This is a genomic window from Acinetobacter sp. YH12040, from assembly GCF_013420005.1.
In the GTDB taxonomy this organism is placed as follows: domain Bacteria; phylum Pseudomonadota; class Gammaproteobacteria; order Pseudomonadales; family Moraxellaceae; genus Acinetobacter; species Acinetobacter amyesii.
Genome location: NZ_VOZB01000004.1, coordinates 223,242 through 248,938 on the forward strand (window position 1 = coordinate 223,242; position 25,697 = coordinate 248,938).

20 protein-coding genes and 5 tRNA genes are annotated in these 25,697 nt (G+C 42.6%); 24 read left to right on the forward strand and 1 reads right to left on the reverse strand.

The window, feature by feature from the left end:
* Positions 1–68 precede the first annotated feature (68 nt).
* The 22 genes from gspN to FTT99_RS06375 all read left to right on the forward strand — a co-directional run bounded on the left by gspN (position 69) and on the right by FTT99_RS06375 (position 22,603).
* Positions 69–812: a type II secretion system protein N gene (gene gspN / locus FTT99_RS06270; RefSeq protein WP_168379021.1), complete on the forward strand. Its 744-nt coding sequence runs from the start codon at positions 69–71 to the stop codon at positions 810–812.
* On the forward strand, positions 812–1,678 hold the full coding sequence (locus FTT99_RS06275; protein WP_180130424.1) for a type II secretion system protein N: 867 nt from the start codon (positions 812–814) through the stop codon (positions 1,676–1,678). Before gspN ends, FTT99_RS06275 begins: the two co-directional genes overlap by 1 nt.
* A 42-nt stretch (positions 1,679–1,720) precedes the next feature.
* Positions 1,721–3,952, forward strand: coding sequence for a type II secretion system secretin GspD (gene gspD / locus FTT99_RS06280; RefSeq protein ID WP_180025944.1), 2,232 nt, complete (start codon positions 1,721–1,723; stop codon positions 3,950–3,952).
* A 77-nt stretch (positions 3,953–4,029) separates the two neighbouring features.
* Positions 4,030–4,779, forward strand: coding sequence for an FHA domain-containing protein (locus tag FTT99_RS06285; RefSeq protein ID WP_180130422.1), 750 nt, complete (start codon positions 4,030–4,032; stop codon positions 4,777–4,779).
* A gap of 77 nt (positions 4,780–4,856) precedes the next feature.
* Positions 4,857–5,525 carry a phosphoglycolate phosphatase gene (gene gph, locus FTT99_RS06290; RefSeq protein WP_180025946.1) on the forward strand — a complete coding sequence of 223 codons (669 nt, stop codon included), beginning with the start codon at positions 4,857–4,859 and terminating at the stop codon, positions 5,523–5,525.
* 117 nt (positions 5,526–5,642) lie between these two features.
* Positions 5,643–7,136 (forward strand): anthranilate synthase component I, encoded by a 1,494-nt coding sequence (trpE, locus tag FTT99_RS06295; protein ID WP_078193306.1) that lies wholly within the window; start codon positions 5,643–5,645, stop codon positions 7,134–7,136.
* Positions 7,137–7,234: 98 nt separating this feature from the next.
* Positions 7,235–7,310, forward strand: a tRNA-Thr gene (locus FTT99_RS06300).
* A gap of 54 nt (positions 7,311–7,364) precedes the next feature.
* A tRNA-Tyr gene (locus FTT99_RS06305) sits at positions 7,365–7,448 on the forward strand.
* A 38-nt stretch (positions 7,449–7,486) separates the two neighbouring features.
* Positions 7,487–7,562, forward strand: a tRNA-Gly gene (locus tag FTT99_RS06310).
* A 23-nt stretch (positions 7,563–7,585) separates the two neighbouring features.
* Positions 7,586–7,660 (forward strand) — tRNA-Thr (locus tag FTT99_RS06315).
* Between the two features lie 155 nt (positions 7,661–7,815).
* Complete coding sequence (gene tuf / locus FTT99_RS06320) at positions 7,816–9,006, forward strand: elongation factor Tu (RefSeq protein WP_180077405.1); 1,191 nt, start codon at positions 7,816–7,818, stop codon at positions 9,004–9,006.
* Between the two features lie 55 nt (positions 9,007–9,061).
* Positions 9,062–9,137 (forward strand) — tRNA-Trp (locus FTT99_RS06325).
* 76 nt (positions 9,138–9,213) lie between these two features.
* Positions 9,214–9,654, forward strand: coding sequence for a preprotein translocase subunit SecE (gene secE / locus FTT99_RS06330; RefSeq protein ID WP_078189832.1), 441 nt, complete (start codon positions 9,214–9,216; stop codon positions 9,652–9,654).
* A gap of 7 nt (positions 9,655–9,661) precedes the next feature.
* Positions 9,662–10,195, forward strand: a complete 534-nt coding sequence (gene nusG, locus FTT99_RS06335) for a transcription termination/antitermination protein NusG (RefSeq protein ID WP_078189831.1) — start codon at positions 9,662–9,664, stop codon at positions 10,193–10,195.
* 115 nt (positions 10,196–10,310) lie between these two features.
* The gene (rplK, locus tag FTT99_RS06340; RefSeq protein WP_004868049.1) at positions 10,311–10,739 is read left to right on the forward strand and encodes a 50S ribosomal protein L11; all 429 of its coding nucleotides are present in this window, start codon (positions 10,311–10,313) and stop codon (positions 10,737–10,739) included.
* Positions 10,740–10,742: 3 nt separating this feature from the next.
* Positions 10,743–11,438, forward strand: coding sequence for a 50S ribosomal protein L1 (gene rplA, locus FTT99_RS06345; RefSeq protein WP_078189830.1), 696 nt, complete (start codon positions 10,743–10,745; stop codon positions 11,436–11,438).
* A gap of 301 nt (positions 11,439–11,739) precedes the next feature.
* Positions 11,740–12,246 carry a 50S ribosomal protein L10 gene (gene rplJ / locus FTT99_RS06350; RefSeq protein ID WP_111885844.1) on the forward strand — a complete coding sequence of 169 codons (507 nt, stop codon included), beginning with the start codon at positions 11,740–11,742 and terminating at the stop codon, positions 12,244–12,246.
* Between the two features lie 48 nt (positions 12,247–12,294).
* Positions 12,295–12,666, forward strand: a complete 372-nt coding sequence (gene rplL, locus FTT99_RS06355) for a 50S ribosomal protein L7/L12 (protein WP_180065896.1) — start codon at positions 12,295–12,297, stop codon at positions 12,664–12,666.
* A gap of 303 nt (positions 12,667–12,969) precedes the next feature.
* A complete protein-coding gene (gene rpoB, locus FTT99_RS06360) occupies positions 12,970–17,058 on the forward strand; it encodes a DNA-directed RNA polymerase subunit beta (protein ID WP_180161307.1) in 4,089 nt (1,362 codons plus the stop codon).
* Positions 17,059–17,213: 155 nt separating this feature from the next.
* A complete protein-coding gene (rpoC, locus tag FTT99_RS06365) occupies positions 17,214–21,413 on the forward strand; it encodes a DNA-directed RNA polymerase subunit beta' (RefSeq protein WP_180161309.1) in 4,200 nt (1,399 codons plus the stop codon).
* 160 nt (positions 21,414–21,573) lie between these two features.
* On the forward strand, positions 21,574–22,116 hold the full coding sequence (locus tag FTT99_RS06370; protein WP_180130417.1) for a hypothetical protein: 543 nt from the start codon (positions 21,574–21,576) through the stop codon (positions 22,114–22,116).
* Positions 22,117–22,246: 130 nt separating this feature from the next.
* Positions 22,247–22,603 (forward strand): DNA transfer protein p32, encoded by a 357-nt coding sequence (locus FTT99_RS06375; RefSeq protein ID WP_078192840.1) that lies wholly within the window; start codon positions 22,247–22,249, stop codon positions 22,601–22,603.
* A gap of 50 nt (positions 22,604–22,653) precedes the next feature.
* Here the strand turns inward: FTT99_RS06375 and FTT99_RS06380 are convergent, their stop codons facing one another.
* The gene (locus FTT99_RS06380; RefSeq protein WP_078189823.1) at positions 22,654–23,136 is read right to left on the reverse strand and encodes a DUF4442 domain-containing protein; all 483 of its coding nucleotides are present in this window, start codon (positions 23,134–23,136) and stop codon (positions 22,654–22,656) included.
* A gap of 128 nt (positions 23,137–23,264) precedes the next feature.
* Between FTT99_RS06380 and FTT99_RS06385 the strand changes: the two genes are divergently transcribed.
* Together FTT99_RS06385 and FTT99_RS06390 are read left to right on the forward strand one after the other, a co-directional pair.
* On the forward strand, positions 23,265–24,140 hold the full coding sequence (locus tag FTT99_RS06385; protein WP_180078033.1) for an alpha/beta fold hydrolase: 876 nt from the start codon (positions 23,265–23,267) through the stop codon (positions 24,138–24,140).
* A 96-nt stretch (positions 24,141–24,236) separates the two neighbouring features.
* The gene (locus tag FTT99_RS06390) at positions 24,237–25,604 is read left to right on the forward strand and encodes a Na+/H+ antiporter family protein (RefSeq protein ID WP_180130415.1); all 1,368 of its coding nucleotides are present in this window, start codon (positions 24,237–24,239) and stop codon (positions 25,602–25,604) included.
* Positions 25,605–25,697: the final 93 nt, after the last annotated feature.

Here is a 25,697-nt window from a genome sequence, read left to right on the forward strand (position 1 = left end):
TGCATAATGTGTCTATAAAGAAAAATGTTTAAATGATGGAAAAAAATTGATGGATCGGTTGTGGTGGGATGATCAATAAAACTAATAATATTCGGTGGCTCATTTTTGCTGCGATCAGTTTTTTAATTTTCGTTATGCTGCAAGTGCCAGCAGCGTGGCTCATTACAAAGTTTTATAAAAATAACCAAATGCTACATAACGTCAGTGGCAATATTTGGCATGGGCAAGCAGATTGGACACGAGGAAATTTGAAAGGCTCGTTAAACTGGAACACACGCCCGTGGGATTTGATTTTATTACGCTTGGGTGCAAATGTTGAAATTCATAGTGGCAATACCAAACTACAAGGTGTGATGGGGTATGGTTTTGGTAAAAGTATTAGTATTAAAAACTTAGAGGGTCAAATTGCTCCTGAAACCTTAAAAAGTTTTGCCGATTGGCAATGGCCAATGAATGCCATTCAATTAAAAGATGTGCAGTTTAAATATAAGCCACAACAGGGATTTAGTCGTTCATCAGGCGAGATACAGTGGGCAGGTGGGGATTTATCATTTAGCTTTGCACAGCGTCAAGAGTCAATGAATGTGCCTGCCATGTTGGCTCAATTAAAAGACGATAATGGCAAATTGTCGATTGATGTTCGAGATCAACGTGAACAAAAAATGATGAATATGTCACTTGAGCCAGACCTCATGTTGGATGTGCAATTAACCCAGCGCTTTTTGATGAATGTTGCTTCCTATGAAGGTAAGGCAGGATTAGATACGTATGTGATTAGTTCGCGTCAACCCCTATTGAGTGGGGTGAACTGATGGCTGACTATTTCGAAAAAATCCGCGAGATCAATTGGAAGCAAACAGATCGACTTGCACCTGTGGTCTTGGTTTTAATAATTTTGTACTTGTGCTGGAAGTTAGCCGCTTTATTTTGGTTATTGATTGCACCGCCACAAGCCATGCAGTTAGACCGAGTTGAATTGGGTTCACAGCAAACGCAAGTTCCTAATATTAGCTCTTTTGCCTTGTTTCAGGAAAACCGCAGTTCAGCAGCTGACGCGCAGTTAAATATGGTGTTACAAGGTGTGGTGGTTGGACAGCCAAGTCGCTACTCGTCGGCAGTGATTAAGGTCAATGAGAGTTCAGATCGCTACTTGGTTGGAGAAACCATTCAAGGTTCATCATATCAACTGGCTGAAGTTTATTGGGATAAGGTGATTTTAACGCAGGGTAATGGTGCACGGCGTGAATTAGCGTTCCAAGGTATTGAAAACGGATTAGATCAACCGATTGTCCCTACAGCCAATGCAACATCAGGCGGATCTTTGCAAAATAACAGCATGCAAAATGCAGCTAATCCTGCAAATTCAGAGCAAGGCACGACGCAGTCCGCGATTGGTCAGGCCGTACAACGCATGACAGAAAATCGTGAGCAATATCTGCAGGAAATGGGGGTGAATCCATCAGGTAATGGTGGGTTTGAGATTTCAAATCGAACACCTGCTGCCTTGAGAAATAAATTGGGTTTGCAACCGGGTGACCGCATCATGTCTTTAAATGGGCAGGCAGTCGGTGCAGGACAATCTGAGGCGCAATTATTAGAACAAGCCCGCCGTGAAGGGCAGGTGAAACTTGAAGTCAAACGTGGTGATCAAGTGATGACCATACAACAGGATTTTTAGTGATGTTTCATCACTTTATAGGGTTAGGAAACACAGGCGTATATGGCTTTATTTAATAATAACCGTTCAACTTTAGCTGCCTATGCCATGGTGCCCTTGGTTGCTATGGTCAGCACAGCAAGTTATGCACAAACATGGAAAATCAATTTACGTGATGCAGATCTTACGGCATTCATTAATGAAGTCGCAGATATCACGGGGAAAAATTTTGCAGTTGATCCACGGGTACGAGGAAATGTAACGGTTATTTCCAATAAGCCTTTAAATAAAAATGAAGTCTATGACCTGTTTCTCGGTGTATTGAATGTCAATGGCGTGGTAGCGATTCCATCAGGCAACACCATTAAACTGGTTCCAGACAGTAATGTAAAAAGCTCGGGCATTCCTTATGATGCGCGCCACCGTGCATCTGGAGACCAAATTGTCACCCGAGTGATTTGGCTTGATAACACCAATGCCAACGACTTAATTCCAGCCCTACGTCCATTGATGCCGCAATTTGCACATTTGTCAGCAGTGGCAGGGACCAATGCGCTGATTGTGTCAGATCGCGCAAGTAATATTTACCAGCTCGAAACGATTATTCGTAATTTAGATGGAACGGGTCAAAATGATATCGAAGCCGTGACGCTGCAATCGAGTCAGGCCGAAGAAATGATTGGGCTGTTAGAGTCGATGAGTTCGACCGGCGCATCAAAAGACCCAAAAGGGTCACGAATTCGTATCATCGCAGACAATCGAACCAATCGTATTATCATTAAAGGTGATACAGCGACACGTAAGCGTATTCGTAAGATTATTGAGACCTTAGATGTGCCTGCGGCAGATCGATTGGGTGGATTGAAAGTTTTTCGTCTAAAGTATGCAAGTGCAAAAAACTTGTCGGAAATCTTACAAGGCTTGGTCACGGGGCAGGCCGTTTCGAGTACGAATTCATCGAATAGCTCAAATAGCAGCACGATGAACAGTTTAATGAATGATAGTAACAGTTCAAATTCACAGTCATTCAGTTCACAAAACAACACCAGTTCTGGCATTAACCTCAACAGCAATAACTCTTCCAATAATACGCAAAACGGTATCTCAAGTTTTAACGCCAATGGCGTGAGTATTATTGCTGATGCAACACAAAATGCACTGATTGTAAAAGCAGATCCGCAGCTCATGCGAGAAATTGAATCTGCGATTCAGCAGCTCGATATTCGTCGTCAGCAAGTGCTGATCGAAGCGGCGATTATTGAAGTTGAAGGCACGGATACCGATCAGCTCGGTGTGCAATGGGCGTTGGGAGATATCAGTAGTGGTATCGGCTTAATTAACTTTGATAACTTTGGTTCTAGTTTAAAAAATATTGCCGCAGGATATTTAACTGGCGGCGCTGCGGGTGCAGGTAGCGCGGTGAGTGCCGGTACTTCTTTAGTTCTTGGTGATTATCGTGAAGGCAGTGATGGTTCGCGCAAACTCTATGGTGCGATGATTCAGGCCTTAAAAGAAAAAACCAAATCGAATCTATTATCTACACCGTCTATTGTGACGATGGACAACGAAGAAGCCTATATTGTGGTGGGTGAAAACGTTCCATTTGTGACAGGTTCGGTCACCACCAATGGTGGTACAGCCAATCCGTATACATCGATTGAGCGTAAAGATGTCGGTGTTACTTTGAAAGTTGTGCCGCATATTGGTGATGGCGGCTCGGTGCGTTTAGAGGTAGAGCAAGAAGTTTCTGATGTAAAAGACAATAAAGGTCAAGCGTCGGACTTGGTTACGACTAAACGTGCGATTAAAACCTCGATCTTGGCAGAGCATGGTCAAACGATTGTGTTGGGTGGTTTGATCTCTGACAATACATTGCATGGGCGTCAATCGGTTCCGGGGCTAGGGGCTATTCCTGTACTCGGCAAACTCTTTAGCTCGGAAGGAAAATCTAACAGTAAACGCAATTTACTGATCTTTATTCATCCGACTATTGTTGGAAATTCTGCCGATGTGAAGAAAATGTCTCAGCAGCGCTACAGTCAGCTCTATAGTCTGCAACTGGCACTGGATAATGACGGTAATTTTGCGAAATTACCTGAAAATGTGGATGATGTGTATCAACAGCGCATACCTGTTTCAAAAGGTACAGCGCCAGCCCCTGTGTATAAGACGGTACCGACAGCACCACAAATGACACAGCCAGCGGCAGTGGTCTCCACGCCAGTCGCCATTGAACCTGCGGTGAAGCGCCAAACCATTACCGTACCGAATGGCAAAGTGGCGGGCACGCCTTAGGTTAGACGGCAGGGTGGTTTAGCTTTGAAACCACAGCATGCTATGATGAAAAAAACGAGCAATAGAGAATTAACTTCATGACTTGGAAAATTCAAGCAATTTCTGGTGATTTAACAGGACAAGAAATTAGTATTGAGCGAGATATGTTGGTGGGGCGTCATCAACAAGCAGATATTGTTTTACAAGAATCTGATGTATCGCGTAAACATGCTGCCTTTGTACTGAAAGATCAGGCACTCTGGTTGCAAGATCTCAATTCATCTAATGGGACGTTTATTAATGATGTCCGTTTGACTGGTGAATCACTTTTAAAAGAAGGTGATATTGTACAGTTTGCCAGTGTGAAGTTTAGTTTATTGGCTCCAGCTAAAGCTGTTCAGATTCCAGCGGATATCGAACAAAGCGTTGAAGCATTGCAAACAGAAGAAATTACACCTGTTCAGCAGCCGTCTGAAGCTGTTGCAGTTTCTGAAAATGTGGCACAAGAGTCTGTAGCAAACACGTCTGAGACTAAGGCACAAGAGCCTGTCGTTAAAACCGCAGCACAACAAATGAATGATCAAGGTATGCCAGAGTTGAAAGAGCGAGATAGCTCAGTTCAATTGACTCGTGATGGTATGCCGACCAATGTAGATGTGCCTAAACCTGCACCAATTCCTGAGGGAATTGACGTAACTGCTGTTCCGAAAAATGAAGCATGTGATGTAGAAATTCCAGCGACATGTGTAGAGCAAGAGCGTGAAGTGCAAAAAAATGCCTCTGTGGGCTTAATCTCAGTCATTGTTTTAATCATTCTTGCAATTATTGCATGGGTCTTGTTTAAATAAACCGAGACATTCCTCAAAAGGCATGCATGGGCATGCCTTTTTTATGGGGAAAATTTACAAAAAAATAGAGGGACATTATGTTTGAAGTTCGTTTAGCAGAACGCCAAATGATTTTATTTGATCTGGATGGAACGCTAGTCGATTCAGCATCTGACTTACATCGTGCGATGAATATGAGTTTAAATGCGTTGCAATTACCGTTGGTCACAGAAGCGCAGGTGCGAAACTGGATTGGGAAAGGAACTTCATTGTTTTGTCATAGCGTACTTGAATACTTGACCGGGAAGGTGGATGCCGCACAGCACCATCTTTTACTGGAAACTTTTCTAAAGATTTACAATGCAGATCCTTGTGTTTTGACGCAGCCCTTTGACGGCATTCTAGAGTTCTTGGATTGGGCAAAAGCAGAAGAGAAAATTCTGATTTGTGTGACCAATAAACCAGAGCAACCGGCACGCAGTATTGTGCAGGCACTAGGTATGCATGAATACTTTGATGATGTGATTGGCGGAGATCGTTTTGAAGAGCGTAAACCACATCCCAAGCAGCTAGAGTATTGTGCGGAGCATTATGCCTTGCCGAAACAGCAAATTTTGATGGTGGGTGATTCTGTCAATGATGTAGAGGCAGCACGTCGTGCGGGTATTGATTGTATTGTGGTCAGCTATGGCTATAATCATGGTGAAAATATTCGAGATTGTCAGCCGCAGCACGTGGTTGATAACTTAAAAGAATTATTGGGTTGAAATAAGTAGGGTTAAGGAAGTGAAAATGAGCAAGTGTGTAGGTTTTCGATGGCGTCACTCAATCAGCATGAGAAGAAATTAACTGAAATTGACCACGCGAAATATAGAGAAACCCAAATGACTACACAAACTCAATTTGAACAACTGAAAACTGCTGGATATAACTTGATTCCGGTATATCGTCAGCGCTTGGCAGATACAGAAACTCCACTTTCTGTCTTTGCGCGATTAAAACAACATAAACAAGCCTATTTATTTGAATCTGTAGAGGGTGGCGAAAACTGGGCGCGTTACTCCATTATTGGCTTGGGCGAGTCCACCGTATTTTCGTGTAATGAAGGGCAGTTGACCGTTCAACATGCTGATGGCTCGGTTGAAAAACAACAATGTGCTGACCCATTTCAATACATTCGTGACTTCCAAGCACAATATAAAGTGCCTACACAGCAAGATTTGCCAGCGTTGCCGAGCTTTACCGGTGGATTGGTTGGATACTTTGGTTATGATGCTGTACGTTATATCGAACCAAAGCTCAATAACGTTCCAGAAGCTGACCCGGTCGGGATTCCGGATATTTGGATGATGCTATCAAAAACCGTCATCGTCTTTGATAACCTTAAGGATACCTTATTCTTAATTGTGCATGCCGATGTAAATGATGCTGAGGCCTATACCAAGGCGCAGCAACAATTGGATGAGCTAGAAGAACTTTTGGCAACCCCAATTGCACTCAAAGCAAATAAGCATACTGCACCACAGTTTGAATCCATCACTGGACATGACAATTTTATTGATTCTATTGCGAAAGTAAAAGAGTACATTAAGGCCGGTGATGTGATGCAGGTTGTGCCGGGCCATCGTATGGTATCCGATTTTGATGGTGAGCCTTTGCAGGTCTATCGTGCACTACGTCACCTCAATCCATCGCCATATTTGTTCTTGGTGCAAGGGCAGACACTAGAAAATGACATTCCTTTTCATATCGTCGGTTCATCACCTGAAATTTTGTCCCGTTTAGAAAATGGTGTGGCAACAGTTCGTCCTTTGGCGGGAACGCGACCACGGGGTAAAACAAAAGAAGAAGATTTAGCGCTAGAAAAAGATTTGCTATCTGATGAAAAAGAAATTGCAGAGCATTTGATGTTGATCGATTTGGGGCGAAATGATGTTGGACGCGTTTCTAAAATCGGTAAAGTTCACGTGACTGATCAAATGGTGATCGAACGTTATTCGCATGTCATGCACATTGTGTCAAATGTGCAAGGTGAAGTACGTGATGATGTCGATGCTTTGGATGTTTTTAAGGCAACATTCCCTGCGGGCACGCTTTCAGGCGCACCAAAAATCCGTGCTATGGAAATTATTGACGAAGTTGAACCAGTAAAACGTGGAATTTTTGGTGGTGCTGTTGGTTATTTAGGCTGGCATGGTGAAATGGACATGTCGATTGCGATTCGTACCTGTGTAATTCGAGAAAATAAGGTCTATGTTCAAGCTGGAGCAGGGGTAGTTTATGACTCAAATCCTGAATCAGAGTGGAATGAAACCCAAATAAAAGCTCGCGCAGTGATCAAAGCGGTTGAATTATCATCAAATGGATTGATTTTATGAGTTTTTCACGTTTTTTTTAGAAAAAACACTTGCAAGGATTTCAAGATTTGCTAAACTGCACACCGTTCCGATACGAAACGTACGAAACACTAAGAAACGCCGGCATAGCTCAGTTGGTAGAGCAACTGACTTGTAATCAGTAGGTCCACAGTTCGAATCCGTGTGCCGGCACCATCTTAGAAAGTTTGAGAGTGAGTAGAAAGAACGACACTGAAGTAAGTGTAAAATGGTGAGGTTCCCGAGCGGTCAAAGGGGGCGGACTGTAACTCCGCTACGAAAGTTTCGAAGGTTCGAATCCTTCCCTCACCACCAATTTTAAGACTTCAATAAGTGGTTTGTACCAACATCGTGCGGGAGTAGCTCAGTTGGTAGAGCGGTAGCCTTCCAAGCTACATGTCGCGAGTTCGACCCTCGTCTCCCGCTCCATATCTATTGAAGTGCTTATATTTGCTCTTATAGCTCAGTGGTAGAGCACTCCCTTGGTAAGGGAGAGGTCTCGAGTTCAAATCTCGATAAGAGCTCCAGATTTTACAGTTTAGCAACTTTAGATGTTGCGCAAGATTCCAGAAGCAGGCTTTTTAGTCTGCTTTTCAAGTATTGGGTGTTTATTTTTTTTAGGCGATATGTCGGAGCTGGGTTTTACTCAGAATTGTGTTCGACGTAAACGAGGAAGAAAAGCATGGCTAAGGCTAAGTTTGAACGTAATAAGCCGCACGTTAACGTGGGCACAATCGGTCACGTTGACCATGGTAAAACGACTTTAACAGCTGCGATTGCAACTGTGTGTGCAAAAAAATTCGGTGGTGAAGCGAAAGATTACGCTGCAATCGACTCTGCACCAGAAGAAAAAGCACGTGGTATTACAATTAATACTTCACACGTAGAATACGATTCTCCAATCCGTCACTACGCTCACGTAGACTGCCCAGGTCACGCCGATTATGTTAAAAACATGATTACTGGTGCTGCGCAAATGGATGGTGCGATCCTTGTTTGTTCGGCGACTGATGGTCCAATGCCACAAACTCGTGAACACATCCTCCTTTCTCGTCAGGTAGGTGTACCTTATATCGTTGTATTCCTAAACAAATGCGATATCGTAGACGACGAAGAATTAATTGAATTAGTAGAAATGGAAGTTCGTGAACTTCTTTCTACTTATGACTTCCCAGGCGACGACACTCCAGTAATCCGTGGTTCTGCTCTTGCAGCGCTTAATGGTGAAGCTGGTCAATACGGCGAAGATGCTGTAGTTGCTCTTGTTGAAGCTCTTGACTCTTACATCCCAGAACCAGAACGTGCTATCGACCAAGCATTCCTTATGCCAATCGAAGACGTATTCTCAATTTCAGGTCGTGGTACAGTAGTAACTGGCCGTGTTGAAACTGGTATCGTGAAAGTAGGCGAAGAAGTTGAAATCGTTGGTATTAAAGATACAGTTAAAACAACTGTAACTGGCGTAGAAATGTTCCGTAAACTTCTTGACGAAGGTCGTGCGGGCGAGAACTGTGGTGTTCTTCTACGTGGTACTAAACGTGAAGACGTTCAACGTGGTCAAGTACTTGCTAAACCAGGTACAATCAAACCGCATACTAAATTCGACGCAGAAGTATACGTACTTTCTAAAGACGAAGGTGGCCGTCATACTCCATTCCTTAACGGTTACCGTCCGCAGTTCTACTTCCGTACAACTGACGTAACTGGTGCGATCTCGCTTAAAGAAGGCGTTGAAATGGTTATGCCTGGTGACAACGTAGAAATGTCAGTAGAATTAATCCACCCAATCGCAATGGACGCTGGCTTACGCTTTGCGATCCGTGAAGGTGGCCGTACAGTTGGTGCGGGTGTTGTTTCTAAAGTAACTGCATAATATAATACAGTTATCTTTGTACAGATCGAGAGTTTCGACTCTCGATTTGCTCTGCAGGTCAGTAGTTCAATTGGTAGAGCGTCGGTCTCCAAAACCGAATGTTGGGGGTTCGAGTCCCTCCTGGCCTGCCAAATTTTTTTAAAAAGAAGCTTGATGCTGGCTCAACTGGTCATATAATAAGTCGCGAATCCTACGACGAGTACAAAAATGTCGAATGATAAATCGCGTGACGCATTAAGCGACGCGCCAATTCCTCAAAGAAATAATCCTGCTGAAGTTGTTAATTCTGGTTCCCCTTTAGACTATGTTCTGTGGGTTATCGCGTTGATTTTACTCGGTAGTTCTATGATGGTGAATCAACATTTGCCAGCATACTGGGCACCAGCGAATGATGTTTGGGTCCGTGTTGGGGTAATTTTGGCTTGTATCATCGTGGCTTTAGGTTTATTATACGCCACCCATCAAGGCAAAGGCTTTGTTCGATTGTTGAAAGATGCTCGAATTGAGTTACGTCGAGTGACTTGGCCAACCAAGCAAGAGACCATGACCACATCTTGGCAGGTACTTGCGGTAGTCTTAGTGGCATCTATTTTATTATGGTGCTTTGACTATGCTTTGAGCTGGTTAATGAAGTTTATTATCGGGTAAGAGAGCTATGAAACGTTGGTACATTATTCATGCCTATTCTGGTTATGAAAAACAAGTGTTACGCTCACTTAATGATCGAATCCAGCGTAGCGCTGTAGCCGATAGCTTTGGTGAAGTCCTTGTCCCTACTGAAGAAGTAGTGGAAATGAAGGATGGTAAGAAACGTAAATCTGAGCGTAAATTCTTTCCCGGCTATGTGTTAGTCGAGATGGAAATGAATGATGAAACTTGGCACATTGTTAAAGAATGTCCAAAAGTATTAGGTTTCATCGGTGGTACTGCAGAAAAGCCTGCACCAATTACGCAAAAAGAAGCTGATGCGATTCTTGCACGTGTACGCAATACTGGCGAAGCACCTCGTCCTAAGACGATGTTTGAACCAGGTGAAGAATTACTCGTAATTGACGGTCCATTCACCGATTTTAAAGGCGTGGTGGAAGAAGTTCTATACGATAAGTCACGTTTGACGTTGACGATTAATGTATTTAATCGACCAACTCAGGTTGAGCTGGAATTTCGCCAAGTCGAAAAATCGGTTTAATTTAACTTGGTTGATAAACGCCCGATTTGTTGTGAGTCGGGCATTGTTGTTGTAACGGTATCGTTACTTATATGTATGGGGAGCCTAGCGGCGTTCGTACCCAGAGGTAATTGAAATGGCTAAGAAGATTGACGGCTATATCAAGCTGCAAGTTCCAGCTGGTAAAGCAAATCCATCTCCACCGATTGGTCCTGCACTAGGTCAACGTGGTGTTAACATCATGGCATTCTGTAAAGAATTCAATGCTGCGACACAAAAAGTTGAAGCTGGTCTTCCAATTCCAGTAGTGATCACTGTGTACAACGACAAGTCGTTCACATTCATCATGAAAACTCCTCCTGCTGCGATTCTTCTTAAGAAAGCTGCGGGCATCCAAAAGGGTTCAGCTGTACCTAACAAAACTAAAGTTGGTAAGTTGACTCGCGCTCAATTAGAAGAAATTGCGACTACTAAAGAACCAGATCTTACTGGTGCTGATTTAGACGCACGTGTACGTACCATTGCTGGTTCTGCGCGTTCTATGGGCTTGGAAGTGGAGCTATAAGACATGGCTAAATTAACTAAACGTCAAAAAGCCATTGTTGCTGCTGTTGAAGCTAACAAAGTTTACACTTTGGAAGAAGCAGTTGCAGTTCTTAACGGCCTTCCAGCAGTAAAATTCAAAGAATCTTTGGATGTTGCTGTAAACCTAGGTGTTGATCCTCGTAAATCTGACCAAGTTGTTCGTGGCGCGACTACACTTCCTGCAGGTACTGGTAAAACTGTACGTGTAGCTGTGTTTGCTCAAGGCGCTGCTGCTGAAGCTGCTAAAGCTGAAGGCGCGGACGTTGTTGGTTTTGATGATCTTGCTGAAAGCATCCAAGCGGGTAACCTTGACTTTGACGTAGTAATTGCAGCTCCGGATGCAATGCGCGTTGTTGGTAAGTTAGGTACGATTCTTGGTCCACGTGGCTTAATGCCAAACCCTAAAGTGGGTACTGTAACTCCTGACGTAGCTTCTGCTGTTAAAAACGCGAAAGCTGGTCAAGCACGTTACCGTGTAGACAAAGCGGGTATTATCCACGCTGCGATCGGTCAAGTAGGTTTTACTGCTGAAGCTGTTCGTTCAAACGTTGAAGCTCTTGTAGCTGACCTTAAGAAAGCAAAACCCGCTACTTCTAAAGGTGTTTACATCCAAAAGATCACTTTAAGCTCAACTATGGGTCCTGGTCTTGTTGTTGATGTAGCAAACGTTTCTAAATAAGTTTCGACTTATTACAGAATTTTAAAGCCCTGAGTAATATTTAAAGCGCTGCTTTAAATATTACGCAAGAAGCGCTTCGTCGTATATTGCGTAATTCAGGCAAACTTTGAATTGATAAATTTAGATTTATCAGCGTCAAAGACCTCAGGCGAGGGAAGTTTTATGCTTTCTTCTTAATAGCCCAGCCTGAGTAGACGCGGTGGTGTGATTTGTTCCTCCTCCGCGTGTTGGTTCAGTGATGAGCTAACGAATTGGGAGTGCATCTGTATAGGTGCATAAATCACCGTTAGGAGGTTTTACAATGGCTCTTCTTATCGAAGGCAAAAAACAGATCGTAGCTGAAGTAACTGAAGTTGCTTCTACTGCGTATGCTGCTGTTGTTGCTGACTATCAAGGTTTAACTGTTGAGCAATTAACTGCTCTACGTGTTGAAGCTCGTAAACTAGGTGTTGCTACTCGTGTAGTTCGTAACACTTTGGCTAAACGTGCTCTTCAAGATACTCAATTCAATATCTTGAGCGACAACCTTGTTGGCCCAACAATCTTAGCTTTCTCAACTTCTGAAGACGACATGGGCGCAGCTGCTCGTTTGTTCGAAGAATTTGCTAAAACTAATAAAGCATTTGAACTTAAAGCTGCTGCATTTGACGGTAAGGTTTATCAAGGTGCTGAAGTTAGCGTTATCGCGAACCTTCCAAACCAAGAGAAAGCGCTTACTATGCTTGCAAACGTTCTTCAAGCTCCTATTTCGAAATTGGGTCGCCTTATTACTGCGCTCAAAGAGAAAAACGAGTCAGAAGCTGCTTAAGCTTAAATCAATTTACACACCATTCAATACCCATTTGGAGTTACTCTCATGGCTTTAACAAACGAAGAAATCTTAAACGCAGTTGCTGAAAAAACTGTTCTTGAACTTGTTGAACTTATTTCTGCTTTCGAAGAAAAATTCAACGTATCTGCTGCTGCTGTAGCAGTTGCTGCTGCTCCTGGCGCTGCTGGTGGTGCTGCTGAAGAACAATCAGAATTCAACGTTGAGTTGACTTCTTTCGGTGCTAACAAAGTTGCTGTAATTAAAGCAGTTCGTGAAGCTACTGGCCTTGGTCTTAAAGAAGCTAAAGATCTTGTTGAAAGCGCTCCTTCAGTTCTTAAAGAAGGCGTTTCTAAAGAAGAAGGCGAAGAACTTAAGAAAAAACTTGAAGAAGCTGGTGCTACAGTTACACTTAAGTAATCTTAAGGGGAGTCGATTTTTTTATAATCGGCTCCAAAAAATGGCTGGTGGCCCTTGGGTCATCAGCCTTTTTGCGTTACAATAATCGGCTCGATTTTTGTTTGCATGATATAAAAATCATACAAATTAAAAATAATTTATAAAACCAAACGCTTACCAATATTTTTCAGTAAAAAATATTGTTAAGCGTTTTAATACCACTAAAAATTGCAGCATTTGTGAAAGTGGTGGCCATATCGGCCTGCGTAATTCCTTCTAAGTTCGTTCTGCAGGCGGACTTAGTTTACTTTCCGAGGACTCCAGATGGCATACTCATATACCGAAAAGAAACGGATCCGTAAGAATTTTGGTAAATTGCCCAAGGTAATGGATGTTCCGTACTTGCTCGCGATTCAAGTCGACTCGTACCGAACTTTCCTTCAAGACGGCAAAACTCCAAAAAACCGCGAAGATATCGGTCTCCAAGCCGCATTTCGTTCAGTTTTTCCTATTGAAAGTTATTCTGGCAATGCTGCTTTAGAATTTGTTGAGTATAGTCTTGGTAAGCCTGAATTTGATGTGCGCGAATGTATTCTTCGTGGCTCAACTTATGCGGCGCCAATGCGTGTAAAAATTCGTCTGATCATTAAAGATCGCGAAACTAAAACAATCAAAGATGTGCGTGAGCAAGAAGTCTACATGGGTGAAATGCCACTTATGACAGACAACGGTACCTTTGTGATCAATGGTACTGAGCGTGTAATCGTATCTCAATTACACCGTTCACCAGGTGTATTCTTTGACCACGATAAAGGCAAAACTCACTCTAGCGGTAAAGTTCTTTACTCTGCTCGTATCATTCCTTACCGTGGTTCATGGTTAGACTTTGAATTCGATGCAAAAGATCTTGTATATGTTCGTATTGACCGTCGTCGTAAATTACTTGCGACTGTTGTGCTTCGTGCCTTGGGTTATAACAACGAACAAATCCTAGACATGTTCTACGAAAAAGTACCTGTATATCTTGATATGGGTAGCTATCAAATTGACTTGGTTCCAGAACGTCTACGTGGCGAAATGGCACAGTTTGATATCGTGGGTACAGACGGTAAAACAATTGTTGAACAAGGTAAACGTATTAACGCGCGCCATGTTCGTCAAATGGAAGCAGCAGGTCTTGAAAAACTTTCTGTTCCTGATGAATACCTATATGAACGTATTGTTGCTGAAGATGTAACGTTACGTGATGGCGAAGTAATTGCTGCAAATACAGTACTAAGCCATGAAATTATGGTGAAATTGGCTGAAGGCGGCGTTAAACAATTCAACGTACTTTATACCAATGACATCGACCGTGGCCCATTCATTGCGGACTCTTTACGTGCAGATACTACAACTGGTCGTGAAGAAGCACTTGTAGAAATCTACAAAGTGATGCGTCCGGGTGAGCCACCAACAAAAGAAGCTGCTGAAAACTTATTCAACAATTTGTTCTTCTCTTCTGAACGTTATGACTTATCACCAGTAGGTCGTATGAAGTTCAACCGTCGTTTAGGTCGTCCTTACGAAGTGGGTACGGATCAGAAGTCTCGTGAAGTTGAAGGTATTCTTTCGAACGAAGACATCACTGATGTATTGAAAACATTAGTTGAAATCCGTAACGGTAAAGGTGAAGTCGACGATATCGATCACTTGGGTAACCGTCGTGTTCGTTCTGTTGGTGAAATGACAGAAAACCAATTCCGTGTTGGTCTAGTTCGTGTTGAACGTGCTGTTAAAGAACGTTTATCTCAAGCTGAAACTGATAACTTGTCTCCGCAAGATTTAATCAATGCGAAACCAGTTGCTGCTGCAATCAAAGAATTCTTTGGTTCAAGCCAGTTGTCTCAGTTCATGGACCAAAACAACCCGTTGTCTGAAATTACACACAAACGTCGTGTATCAGCATTGGGCCCAGGTGGTTTGACTCGTGAACGTGCGGGCTTCGAAGTACGTGACGTACATCAAACTCACTACGGTCGTGTATGTCCAATTGAGACTCCTGAAGGTCCAAACATTGGTTTGATCAACTCACTTTCTGTTTATGCGAAAGCGAATGATTTTGGTTTCTTAGAAACGCCTTACCGTAAAGTTGTTGATGGTCGTGTAACGGATGACGTTGAATACCTTTCTGCGATTGAAGAAGTAGGTACTGTGATTGCACAGGCCGATTCAGGTGTAGATAAAGACGGTAATTTAACAGAAGAATTTGTTTCTGTACGTCACCAAGGTGATTTCGTACGTATGCCTCCTGAAAAAGTGACGCATATGGACGTATCTGCACAGCAGGTTGTATCTGTTGCTGCATCACTTATTCCATTCCTTGAACACGATGATGCCAACCGTGCATTGATGGGTTCAAACATGCAACGTCAGGCAGTACCTACGTTGATCGCTGACAAGCCGCTTGTTGGTACAGGTATGGAAGCAAACGTAGCGCACGACTCAGGTGTATGTGTTCTTGCGAAACGTGGTGGCCGTATTGAATTCGTCGACGCGTCTCGTGTTGTTATTCGTGTAAACGAAGACGAAATGATCGCGGGTGAAGCAGGTGTAGATATCTACAACCTGATCAAATATACACGTTCTAACCAAAACACTTGTATTAACCAAAAAGTGCTTGTAAGCCTTGGTGATCAAGTGGGTCGTGGTGACGTATTAGCTGATGGTCCATCTACAGATGGTGGTGAATTGGCATTGGGTCAAAACATGCGCGTAGCATTCATGACTTGGAACGGTTACAACTATGAAGACTCGATCTTATTATCTGAGCGTGTGCTTCAAGAAGATCGTTTAACATCAATCCACATTCAAGAATTGTCATGTGTAGCACGTGATACTAAATTGGGTGCGGAAGAAATTACTGCCGATATCCCGAACGTGGGTGAAGCAGCACTTTCTAAACTTGATGAGTCAGGTATTGTTTACATCGGTGCAGAAGTAACAGCGGGCGATATCCTTGTAGGTAAAGTAACACCTAAGGGTGAAACCCAACTTACTCCGGAAGAAAAACTTCTTCGTGCAATCTTCGGCGAAAAAGCGGCTGACGTTAAAGATTCATCTTTACGTGTATCTTCTGGTGTTAAAGGTACTGTTATTGACGTTCAAGTGTTTACACGTGATGGTCTTGAAAAAGACGAACGTGCTCAAGCAATTGAAAAAGCTCAATTAGATGCTTACCGTAAAGATCTGAAAGAAGAATTCAAAATCTTTGAAGAAGCAGCTCGTGAACGTATTGTTCGTTTGTTGAAAGGTCAAGAATCGAATGGTGGCGGTACAACTAAACGCGGTGACAAATTAACTGAAGAGTTATTGTCTGGTCTTGAGTTGGTTGATCTTATTGAAATCCAACCAGTCGACGAAGCGATTGCTGAACGTTTAACTCAAATTCAAGTGTTCTTGAAAGAGAAGAGCCTTGAAATTGACGAGAAATTTGCAGAGAAAAAACGTAAATTGTCTACAGGTGATGAGCTGACAACTGGTGTACTAAAAGTTGTTAAAGTTTACCTAGCTGTAAAACGTCGCATCCAACCGGGTGATAAAATGGCGGGTCGTCACGGTAACAAAGGTGTTGTATCAAACATCTTACCTGTAGAAGACATGCCACACGATGCAAACGGTGTTCCAGTTGATGTTGTACTTAACCCACTGGGTGTACCATCACGTATGAACGTGGGTCAGATTCTTGAAACTCACTTAGGTATGGCGGCTAAAGGTCTTGGCGATCAAATCGACAAGATGATGAAAGAGCAACGTACTGTACTTGAGCTTCGTGAATTCTTAGACAAGATTTACAACAAAGTTGGTGGCGAACAAGAAGATCTTGATAGCTTAACTGATGAAGAAATCTTGGTGCTTTCAGGTAACTTGCGTAAAGGTGTTCCTTTAGCAACACCAGTATTTGATGGTGCTGAAGAATCACAAATCAAAGAATTGTTAGAGCTTGGTGGCATTTCACGTACTGGTCAAACAGTATTGTATGATGGTCGTACAGGTGAGCGTTTTGACCGTCCAGTAACTGTAGGTTACATGTACATGTTGAAATTGAACCACTTGGTTGACGACAAGATGCATGCGCGTTCTACTGGTTCTTACTCTCTAGTAACTCAACAGCCGCTTGGTGGTAAAGCACAATTCGGTGGTCAGCGTTTCGGTGAGATGGAAGTATGGGCACTCGAAGCTTACGGTGCAGCATACACACTTCAAGAAATGCTTACTGTGAAGTCGGATGACGTTGAAGGTCGTACCCGTATCTATAAGAACATTGTAGATGGTAACCATTACATGGACCCAGGTATGCCTGAATCGTTCAACGTATTGACCAAAGAGATCCGTTCTTTAGGTATCAACATTGAACTGAAAAATGGTGACTAAGAATCTCCATTAAATCTCCCTAAATCCCTCTTTGCAAAAGAGGGACTTTTCCCCCTTTGAAAAAGGGGGATTAAGGGGGATTAAAATTCAGTTAAAAAACAATATTTGTGACCCAGTTGTGAAGTGAAAATCTCCACAACACACGGAGAAAAAAATTGAAAGACTTGCTCGATATCATGCGCAAAAAGACGGATTCAGACGGTCATGCTCCTGTAGAGTTTGATCGCATCCGTATTGGTCTTGCGTCACCAGAAATGATTAAGTCGTGGTCTCATGGTGAAGTTAAAAAGCCTGAAACCATTAACTACCGTACGTTCAAACCTGAACGTGATGGTTTATTCTGTGCCAAAATCTTTGGTCCAGTAAAAGATTACGAATGCTTGTGTGGTAAATACAAGCGTATGAAATACAAAGGCGTCATTTGTGAAAAATGTGGCGTTGAAGTAACAACTGCAAAAGTACGTCGTGAGCGTATGGGTCATATTGACCTTGCTTCTCCAGTTGCACATATTTGGTTCTTAAAATCACTTCCTAGCCGTATTGGTCTGCTTTTAGACATGACTTTACGTGATATCGAACGTGTATTGTATTTCGAATCATACGTTGTAACTGACCCAGGTATGACTCCACTTGAGAAATACCAACTTCTAAACGATGAAGAATACTTCACTGCTTTAGAAGAACACGGTGATGAATTCACTGCGAAAATGGGTGCAGAAGCAGTTCAAGATTTGTTGAAAGACATCGATCTTGAAGCTGAAATTTCACGTCTTCGTGAAGAAATTCCAAATACAACTTCAGAAACGAAGCTTAAAAAAGCTTCTAAACGTCTGAAATTGATGGAAGCGTTCAAAGAGTCGAACAACAAACCAGAATGGATGGTGATGAATGTACTTCCAGTACTTCCACCTGATCTTCGTCCGTTGGTTCCTCTAGAAGGTGGTCGTTTTGCGACTTCTGACTTAAACGATCTTTACCGTCGTGTAATTAACCGTAACAACCGTTTAAAACGTCTACTAGACCTTGCAGCACCAGACATTATCGTACGTAACGAAAAACGTATGTTACAAGAGTCTGTTGATGCATTGCTTGATAACGGTCGTCGTGGTCGCGCAATTACTGGTTCGAATAAACGTCCTCTTAAATCTTTGGCAGACATGATCAAAGGTAAACAAGGTCGTTTCCGTCAAAACTTATTGGGTAAACGTGTCGATTACTCTGGTCGTTCGGTAATTACCGTAGGTCCGACTTTACGTCTTCACCAATGTGGTCTTCCGAAAAAAATGGCGCTTGAATTATTCAAACCATTCATTTTTGCGAAACTACAAGCATCTGGCCAAGCGACAACCATTAAAGCTGCGAAGAAAATGGTTGAGCGTGAAACTCCAGAAGTTTGGGACGTACTTGCTCACGTAATTCGTCAACATCCAGTGATGTTGAACCGTGCGCCTACACTTCACCGTTTGGGTCTTCAAGCATTTGAACCAACCCTGATTGAAGGTAAAGCGATCCGTCTTCACCCGTTAGTTTGTGCGGCATTTAACGCCGACTTCGACGGTGACCAAATGGCAGTACACGTACCATTAACACTTGAAGCTCAGTTAGAAGCTCGTGCGTTAATGATGTCAACAAACAACATTCTTTCTCCTGCGAACGGTGAGCCAATCATCGTACCTTCTCAGGACGTTGTCTTAGGCTTGTACTACATCACTCGTGATGCGATCAATGCCAAAGGTGAAGGCATGGTGTTTGCGGATACTGACGAAGTAAACCGTGCACTTGCAACAGGTCAAGTTGATTTACACGCTCGCGTAAAAGCACGTGTACACCAAACTGTCATTGACGAAAATGGTAACCGTGAACAACAAACCATTGTTGTAGACACAACTCCAGGTCGTTGTTTACTTTGGGAAGTTGTACCTGAAGGTATGGATTTCCAACAAATCAACGTTGAGATGACTAAAAAGAACATCTCTAAATTGATCAACTCTTGCTACCGTAAATTGGGTCTAAAAGATACTGTTATCTTCGCTGACCAATTGATGTATTTGGGCTTCCGTCAAGCGACTCACTCAGGTGTGTCTGTTGGTATGGAAGACATGTTGATTCCGCCACAAAAACAAGCAATTATCGAAAAAGCTGAAGTTGAAGTTCGTGAAATTGAACAACAATTCGAGCAAGGTTTCGTAACTGCCGGCGAACGTTATAACAAAGTTGTCGATATTTGGGCGCGTACAAACGACCAAGTAGCGAAAGCGATGATGGACAACTTGTCTTTCACAACTGTTAAAAACAAACAGGGTGAAGACGAGAAACAAAAATCATTCAACTCGATCTACATGATGTCTGACTCAGGTGCCCGTGGTTCGGCAGCTCAGATTCGTCAGTTAGCGGGTATGCGTGGTTTGATGGCGAAACCAGATGGTTCGATCATTGAAACACCAATTAAAGCGAACTTCCGTGAAGGTTTGACCGTACTTCAGTACTTCATTTCAACACACGGTGCACGTAAAGGTTTGGCCGATACTGCATTGAAAACAGCGAACTCAGGTTACTTGACTCGTCGTTTGGTTGACGTTGCACAAGACTTGGTAATTACTGAGCCAGATTGTGGTACTTTCGACGGTCTTGTAATGACTCCGTTCATTCAAGGTGGCGATGTCATCGAGAACTTAGGTACTCGAGTATTGGGTCGTGTACTTGCTGAAGATGCGAAGAAACCAGGTTCGGATGATGTGATTCTTCCACGTAATACTTTAATCGACGAAAAACTTGCAAACTACTTAGAAGAGCAAGGTGTCGATGAAGTGAAAGTACGTTCAGTTGTAAACTGTGAATCTACTTTCGGTGTATGTGCGAAATGTTACGGTCGTGACCTTGCTCGCGGTCACTTGGTGAATCCAGGTGAATCTGTGGGTGTAATGGCTGCTCAATCAATTGGTGAGCCAGGTACACAGTTAACAATGCGTACGTTCCACGTAGGTGGTGCTGCGAGCCGAACTTCTGCTGCTAACAGCGTACAAGTTCGTAACAAAGGTACAGTACGTTTCCACAATGTGAAAACAGTACAACACGCTAAAGGTCACTTGGTATCAACTTCACGTTCAGGTGAAATCGGTATCGCGGATGACATCGGTCGTGAACGCGAACGTTACAAAATTCCATACGGTGCTTCAATCATCATTAAAGATGGCGAAGCTGTGGAAGCTGGCGGTATCGTAGCGACTTGGGATCCGCATACACATCCACTTGTTACCGAAGTTGCAGGTAAAGTGCGTTTCAGCCAAATCGCTGATGGCGTAACTGTAACATCGAAAACTGATGATGCAACAGGTATGACGACTATTGAGGTACTTCCAGTAACTTCACGTCCAGCATCTGGTAAAGATATGCGTCCATCTGTTGTATTGGATACAACAGATGGCGGCGAACAGTTCTACTTCCTTCCACAAAACACGATTCTGACTGTTCGCGACGGCGAAACAATTGGTGTCGGTGACGTTATTGGTCGTGTACCACAAGAATCTTCACGTACACGTGATATTACCGGTGGTCTACCGCGTGTAGCTGACTTGTTCGAAGCACGTAAACCGAAAGAACATGCGATCCTTGCTGAAATTTCAGGTATCGTAAGCTTCGGTAAAGAGACCAAAGGTAAGAACCGTCTTGTGATTACTCCGGATGATGGCTCTGAGATTTACGAAGAGCTAATTCCGAAATGGCGTACGATCAACGTGTTCGAAGGCGAGCATGTGAACCGTGGTGAAACCATTTCTGATGGTCCGCAAAATCCACACGACATTTTACGTTTGAAAGGCGAAGTTGCGCTTACAAACTACATCGTGAACGAAGTTCAAGACGTATACCGTCTACAAGGTGTAAAAATCAACGACAAGCATATTGAAGTGATCGTACGCCAAATGCTTCGTAAAGTTGAAATCACTGACGGTGGTGATACAAGCTTCATCAAAGGCGAGCAAGTGGAATACATCCGCGTTGTTCAAGAAAACCAAGCTGTGGCAGCTCAGAACAAGTTCCCAGCGAAGTTTGAACGTCAATTGATGGGTATTACCAAAGCGTCGCTTTCTACTGATTCGTTCATTTCTGCTGCATCGTTCCAGGAAACAACTCGTGTGTTAACTGAAGCTGCTGTAACAGGTAAAGAAGATGAATTACGTGGTCTGAAAGAAAACGTAGTTGTAGGCCGTCTGATCCCAGCGGGTACAGGTTTGGCATACCACTTAGAACGTCGTCGTCAAGAGTCTGAAGCTGCAGAGCTTGAGCTTCACAATGACTTCTCTGATGTAGATCAAGCGTTAAGCCAAGCATTTAGCGATGAATTTAACGGTCTTTAATTAGCCCTTAAATCATTCCAAAAAAGCCACCTTCGGGTGGCTTTTTTTATGCGGATGAATTGAAAATTAAAGCTTTCCTAATATTTAATTATTTCCTATAGTAAAAATAGAACATAACAAATCTCTTGATTTTTAAACTTAAACATAACGGGGTCTTTTGATGAAATTCGCACAGCAATTATTCGCAGTTTCTGCATTATTCAGCTCATTGACAGCGATTGCTGCACCTATGCCCAATTCGATTGTGGTAGAAGATAAAGCTGTAGTTCCAGTACTAAAAACAGAAGTGATTCGCCGTGTTGCAGGTCAAGAACCTGTACGCCAAGTGACTACAACAGTGTTAGAAATGACCAATAAAGGTCAGGATATCGTGGCACGTGAAATTGAACTTTCAGATCATCAAAGTGATTTTTCAGAAAAGAAATTATCGATTCCAGTACTACAACATGGTGGCGTCATCGTCCCGACCTCTAAAATTGAAACCAAGACGACGGTGAAGCAGGACGGTCAGATTATTCGTCAAAACACCAATATTGATGCAGAAGGTGTAGAGTTTAAGAAAGGGCAAGACCCGATTAAACGCACGCTAAAACTAGATCAGGCAACAGATCCAGAAAGCAAAGCCAAACTCTCTCATGCTGTGCTGACTGAAAATGGTGAAACCACAAAAGATTTGATGATTTTGGATGAAAATCCTGAGTGATTCGTGAGCGATTAGGCGTCGTTTTTTACAAAATGCAGCATTTATGCTCCAAGCCGTAACAAGCTATGTTTAATTGTTTCATACAATGGTTTTAGAATCATAGGTATTGAAGAAGACAAGGAACATCACAATGAAAAAAGTAATGAGCGTATGCGCAGTCGCGATGATGTCGACCCTAATGCTTGCTGGTTGTGAAAGTATGTCGCCCAATGAACAGCGTATTGGTGCTGCAGCTTTAGGTGGTGCTATTGGTGGTGGTGTGGGTAACAACGTCGGTGGTGGTGTAGGTGCTGCCGTTGGTGGTGGTGCTGGTGCAGCTGTCGGTAGTAAAACTCAAAACGGTTCAAACCGAAATGCCACATATAGTGGTGTAGGTGGTGCGATTGGTTCTGCAGTCGGTAAAAGTATCTTTGGTGGTAATACTGGTGCTGCGATTGGTGGTGCTATCGGTGGTGGCGCAGGTGCTGCAATTGAGCAAAATCGCTAATCCAATCCGATAAATTTGAATGAAAAGGCGCTTAAAGATAAGTGCCTTTTTTATTTGCGTGGACGGGGTTGCTTGCGACGAATGTATAGGGTTTTTTGAACTTCAGCGATACGTAAGCCTGCTTCATCAAAAATATTTAAGCTATAGTTCCGTAGTACAGGTGCGTGGTTATCTGCTAAGTTTTTAATATGATTGATTTCATTTGGGTCGAGCTGGATGTCAGCGTATACAGTTCCACGCCCGGGAGATAAAAATTGGATATTTGCCGCTTTGTCCCACACGATATAACGTGAGCCAAGGTGATGCATCAAAATCAACATATAAAATGGGTCAACCATTGAATATAGACTACCGCCAAAATGTACACCGACAATATTTTGATTTTTTCGAGTTAATGGCATTTTGACGCGAATGTGATAATTGGCGAGATCAATTTTATCAATCGAAATGCCAGCACCTTTATAAGGGGCATAATGATTGAGTAAGAATTTAGAGACAATAGGCATTGTCATTATTTTCTGGATTATGCTCATACTGGGTCAATTTTTTTTTATGCTGAACTTTGCATACTAAATGAGTTTCCAAACTGTGGCATTGATCACATTGCCCATGTTCACAAATAAAACGTCAATTCGATGGAATCGATAAAAGGACAAGAAGAATGCAACCACTAAATACGCAATGGGTGAATACCACAGATCAACAACGGCTCTATGTGAAGACATGGGGTGATGAAACTAAGCCGGCATTGGTTTTGGTTCATGGTTATCCTGATAATCAGGAAGTATGGGAACCGGTTATTGAACATCTTATTAATGAATTTTATATCGTCACCTATGACGTGCGAGGTGCAGGGCAGTCCTCTGTGCCCCGTAAAGTACGAGATTACCGTTTAGAACAACTTTCACTTGATTTAGATAGTGTGACGCAAGCGGTATTAGGCGAGCGTAGTTTTCATTTGGCCGCGCATGATTGGGGCTCTATCCAATCTTGGGAATCGGTAACTGAGCCAAAATTTCGCTCACGTATTTTGTCTTATTCAACTATTTCTGGGCCATGTTTGGATCATGCGGCATTTTTGCTCAGAAATAGCTTTAAGCATCAGCAGAAAAAATTACTCAAATTATTAAGTAAGTCATGGTACATCGGGGTATTCCAATTACCATTTTTGGCACCGACCGCGTGGCATTTTTTGAATGCTGAACGTTGGGGAAAAATTGTGAATGATTTAGAACGTACTCAAGAATTGCCTTTGAATCATAATATTCAGCATGATGGTAAACACGGTATTGCGCTTTACCGTGCTAATTTTATTCCCCGCTTAACTCAGCCTAGACAACGTCATGCGGTCTGTCCTGTACAAGCGATTGTGTTGAAACATGATAATTTTGTCAGTCCAGACTACATTAAAGAATTACCTAAATGGGTTGAGGATTTATCGGTGGTTGAAGTCAATGCCAATCATTGGGCTGTGCTGAGCCAACCCGAAAAAATTGCAGGTTACATCGCTCAATTTGCGCAATCACAGCAGCTTTAAGTAAATCTTTCAATAGTGTCAGTTTCATCGATAGGGGGCTAAATAGCGAGCAAATTCTGATAAAATATGGTTTTTTGTCAGACTCCCTTTTTTCTTATGTTTGCTATTCTTGCCGCAATTACAGTCATGTTTGGACTGTCGCTGGCACGCGTGCCTGTTGTATTTGCACTGATCATTGGTGCAGTAACAGGTGGCTTGTTAGCTGGCCTTGGTATTCATGGCACCATCGAAGCGTTTAATAGTGGCTTAGGCAACGGTGCTCAAATCGCACTTGCTTATGGCGTGTTGGGGGCATTTGCTTTGGCACTTGCGCGTTCAGGTTTGCCAGATTTACTGGCTTATCAACTCATTACTAAACTCAAAGGTAACAGTAATGTGAAAGCCCAGAATCGCGTGAAATACGTAATTTTCGCTACTATCGCTTTAGCCGCCGTATGTTCACAAAACGTGATTCCAGTGCACATTGCGTTTATTCCAGTATTAATTCCACCATTACTCAGCGTATTTAATCATTTAAAACTTGACCGTCGTTTGATTGCTTGTGTTCTGACTTTTGGTCTTGTGGCGACTTATATGCTGGTACCTTTTGGTTTTGGTGCTATTTTCCTTAATGATATTTTAGGTCAAAACATCAATACCTTTGGTAAGCCATACGGTTTCAACATCAGCTATGATCAAATTCCAACTGCTATGGCAATTCCAGTATTTGGGATGTTTGTTGGCTTATTAATTGCTGTTTTTTATAGCTACCGTAAACCACGAGAGTATGCTGACGTTCAGGTTAAGGAATCACAGCACACCATCTCATCTGATGTAAAAGCAGATGAAAATGGTAAACCACAAGTCGCTAAATTTACTTTAATCATGGCTGCGGTAGCAGTGGTTGCTACGCTTTCTGTTCAAGTCATATCTGAGTCGATGATTTTGGCGGGTCTCGTTGGTGTTGCGATCTTAAGCTGTGCAGGTATCTTTAAGTGGAAAGAAGCCGACGATGTCATTATCAGTGGTATGCGCATGATGGCACTGGTGGGTTTCATTATGATTTCTGCGCAAGGCTTTGCATCTGTGATTGAGGCTACGAATCAAGTACCAACACTGGTACAAGCTTCAGTTGAATGGATTGGAAACAGCCAAGGTTTAGCGGCATTTTGGATGTTATTAATTGGGTTATTAGTTACCTTAGGTATTGGTTCTTCATTCTCAACAATCCCAATTTTGGCCATTATTTATGTACCACTTTGTATTCAATTTGGTTTTAGCCCAGCGGCAACGATTGCCATTATTGGTACAGCAGCAGCTTTGGGAGATGCAGGTTCTCCAGCATCAGACTCAACTTTAGGGCCAACATCAGGTCTTAATATGGATGGTCAGCATGACCACATGAAAGATAGTGTGGTACCGACCTTCATTCACTACAATATTCCATTAATAATCTTTGGTTGGATTGCCGCAATGGTACTCTAAAAATTTTCAAAGATAAATAAGAAGGCGATTATATAATCGCCTTTTTTGTTATTTAATCCTGAGGATTTTGGTTGGATTAAAATAATTCATTTT

Coding starts and splice junctions, on each gene's coding strand:
- gspN (WP_168379021.1), top strand. CDS start 69: ATGATCAATAAAACTAATAATATTCGGTGGCTCATTTTTGCTGCGATC.
- FTT99_RS06275 (WP_180130424.1), top strand. CDS start 812: ATGGCTGACTATTTCGAAAAAATCCGCGAGATCAATTGGAAGCAAACA.
- gspD (WP_180025944.1), top strand. CDS start 1,721: ATGGCTTTATTTAATAATAACCGTTCAACTTTAGCTGCCTATGCCATG.
- FTT99_RS06285 (WP_180130422.1), top strand. CDS start 4,030: ATGACTTGGAAAATTCAAGCAATTTCTGGTGATTTAACAGGACAAGAA.
- gph (WP_180025946.1), top strand. CDS start 4,857: ATGTTTGAAGTTCGTTTAGCAGAACGCCAAATGATTTTATTTGATCTG.
- trpE (WP_078193306.1), top strand. CDS start 5,643: ATGACTACACAAACTCAATTTGAACAACTGAAAACTGCTGGATATAAC.
- tuf (WP_180077405.1), top strand. CDS start 7,816: ATGGCTAAGGCTAAGTTTGAACGTAATAAGCCGCACGTTAACGTGGGC.
- secE (WP_078189832.1), top strand. CDS start 9,214: ATGTCGAATGATAAATCGCGTGACGCATTAAGCGACGCGCCAATTCCT.
- nusG (WP_078189831.1), top strand. CDS start 9,662: ATGAAACGTTGGTACATTATTCATGCCTATTCTGGTTATGAAAAACAA.
- rplK (WP_004868049.1), top strand. CDS start 10,311: ATGGCTAAGAAGATTGACGGCTATATCAAGCTGCAAGTTCCAGCTGGT.
- rplA (WP_078189830.1), top strand. CDS start 10,743: ATGGCTAAATTAACTAAACGTCAAAAAGCCATTGTTGCTGCTGTTGAA.
- rplJ (WP_111885844.1), top strand. CDS start 11,740: ATGGCTCTTCTTATCGAAGGCAAAAAACAGATCGTAGCTGAAGTAACT.
- rplL (WP_180065896.1), top strand. CDS start 12,295: ATGGCTTTAACAAACGAAGAAATCTTAAACGCAGTTGCTGAAAAAACT.
- rpoB (WP_180161307.1), top strand. CDS start 12,970: ATGGCATACTCATATACCGAAAAGAAACGGATCCGTAAGAATTTTGGT.
- FTT99_RS06370 (WP_180130417.1), top strand. CDS start 21,574: ATGAAATTCGCACAGCAATTATTCGCAGTTTCTGCATTATTCAGCTCA.
- FTT99_RS06375 (WP_078192840.1), top strand. CDS start 22,247: ATGAAAAAAGTAATGAGCGTATGCGCAGTCGCGATGATGTCGACCCTA.
- FTT99_RS06380 (WP_078189823.1), bottom strand. CDS start 23,136: ATGAGCATAATCCAGAAAATAATGACAATGCCTATTGTCTCTAAATTC.
- FTT99_RS06385 (WP_180078033.1), top strand. CDS start 23,265: ATGCAACCACTAAATACGCAATGGGTGAATACCACAGATCAACAACGG.
- FTT99_RS06390 (WP_180130415.1), top strand. CDS start 24,237: ATGTTTGCTATTCTTGCCGCAATTACAGTCATGTTTGGACTGTCGCTG.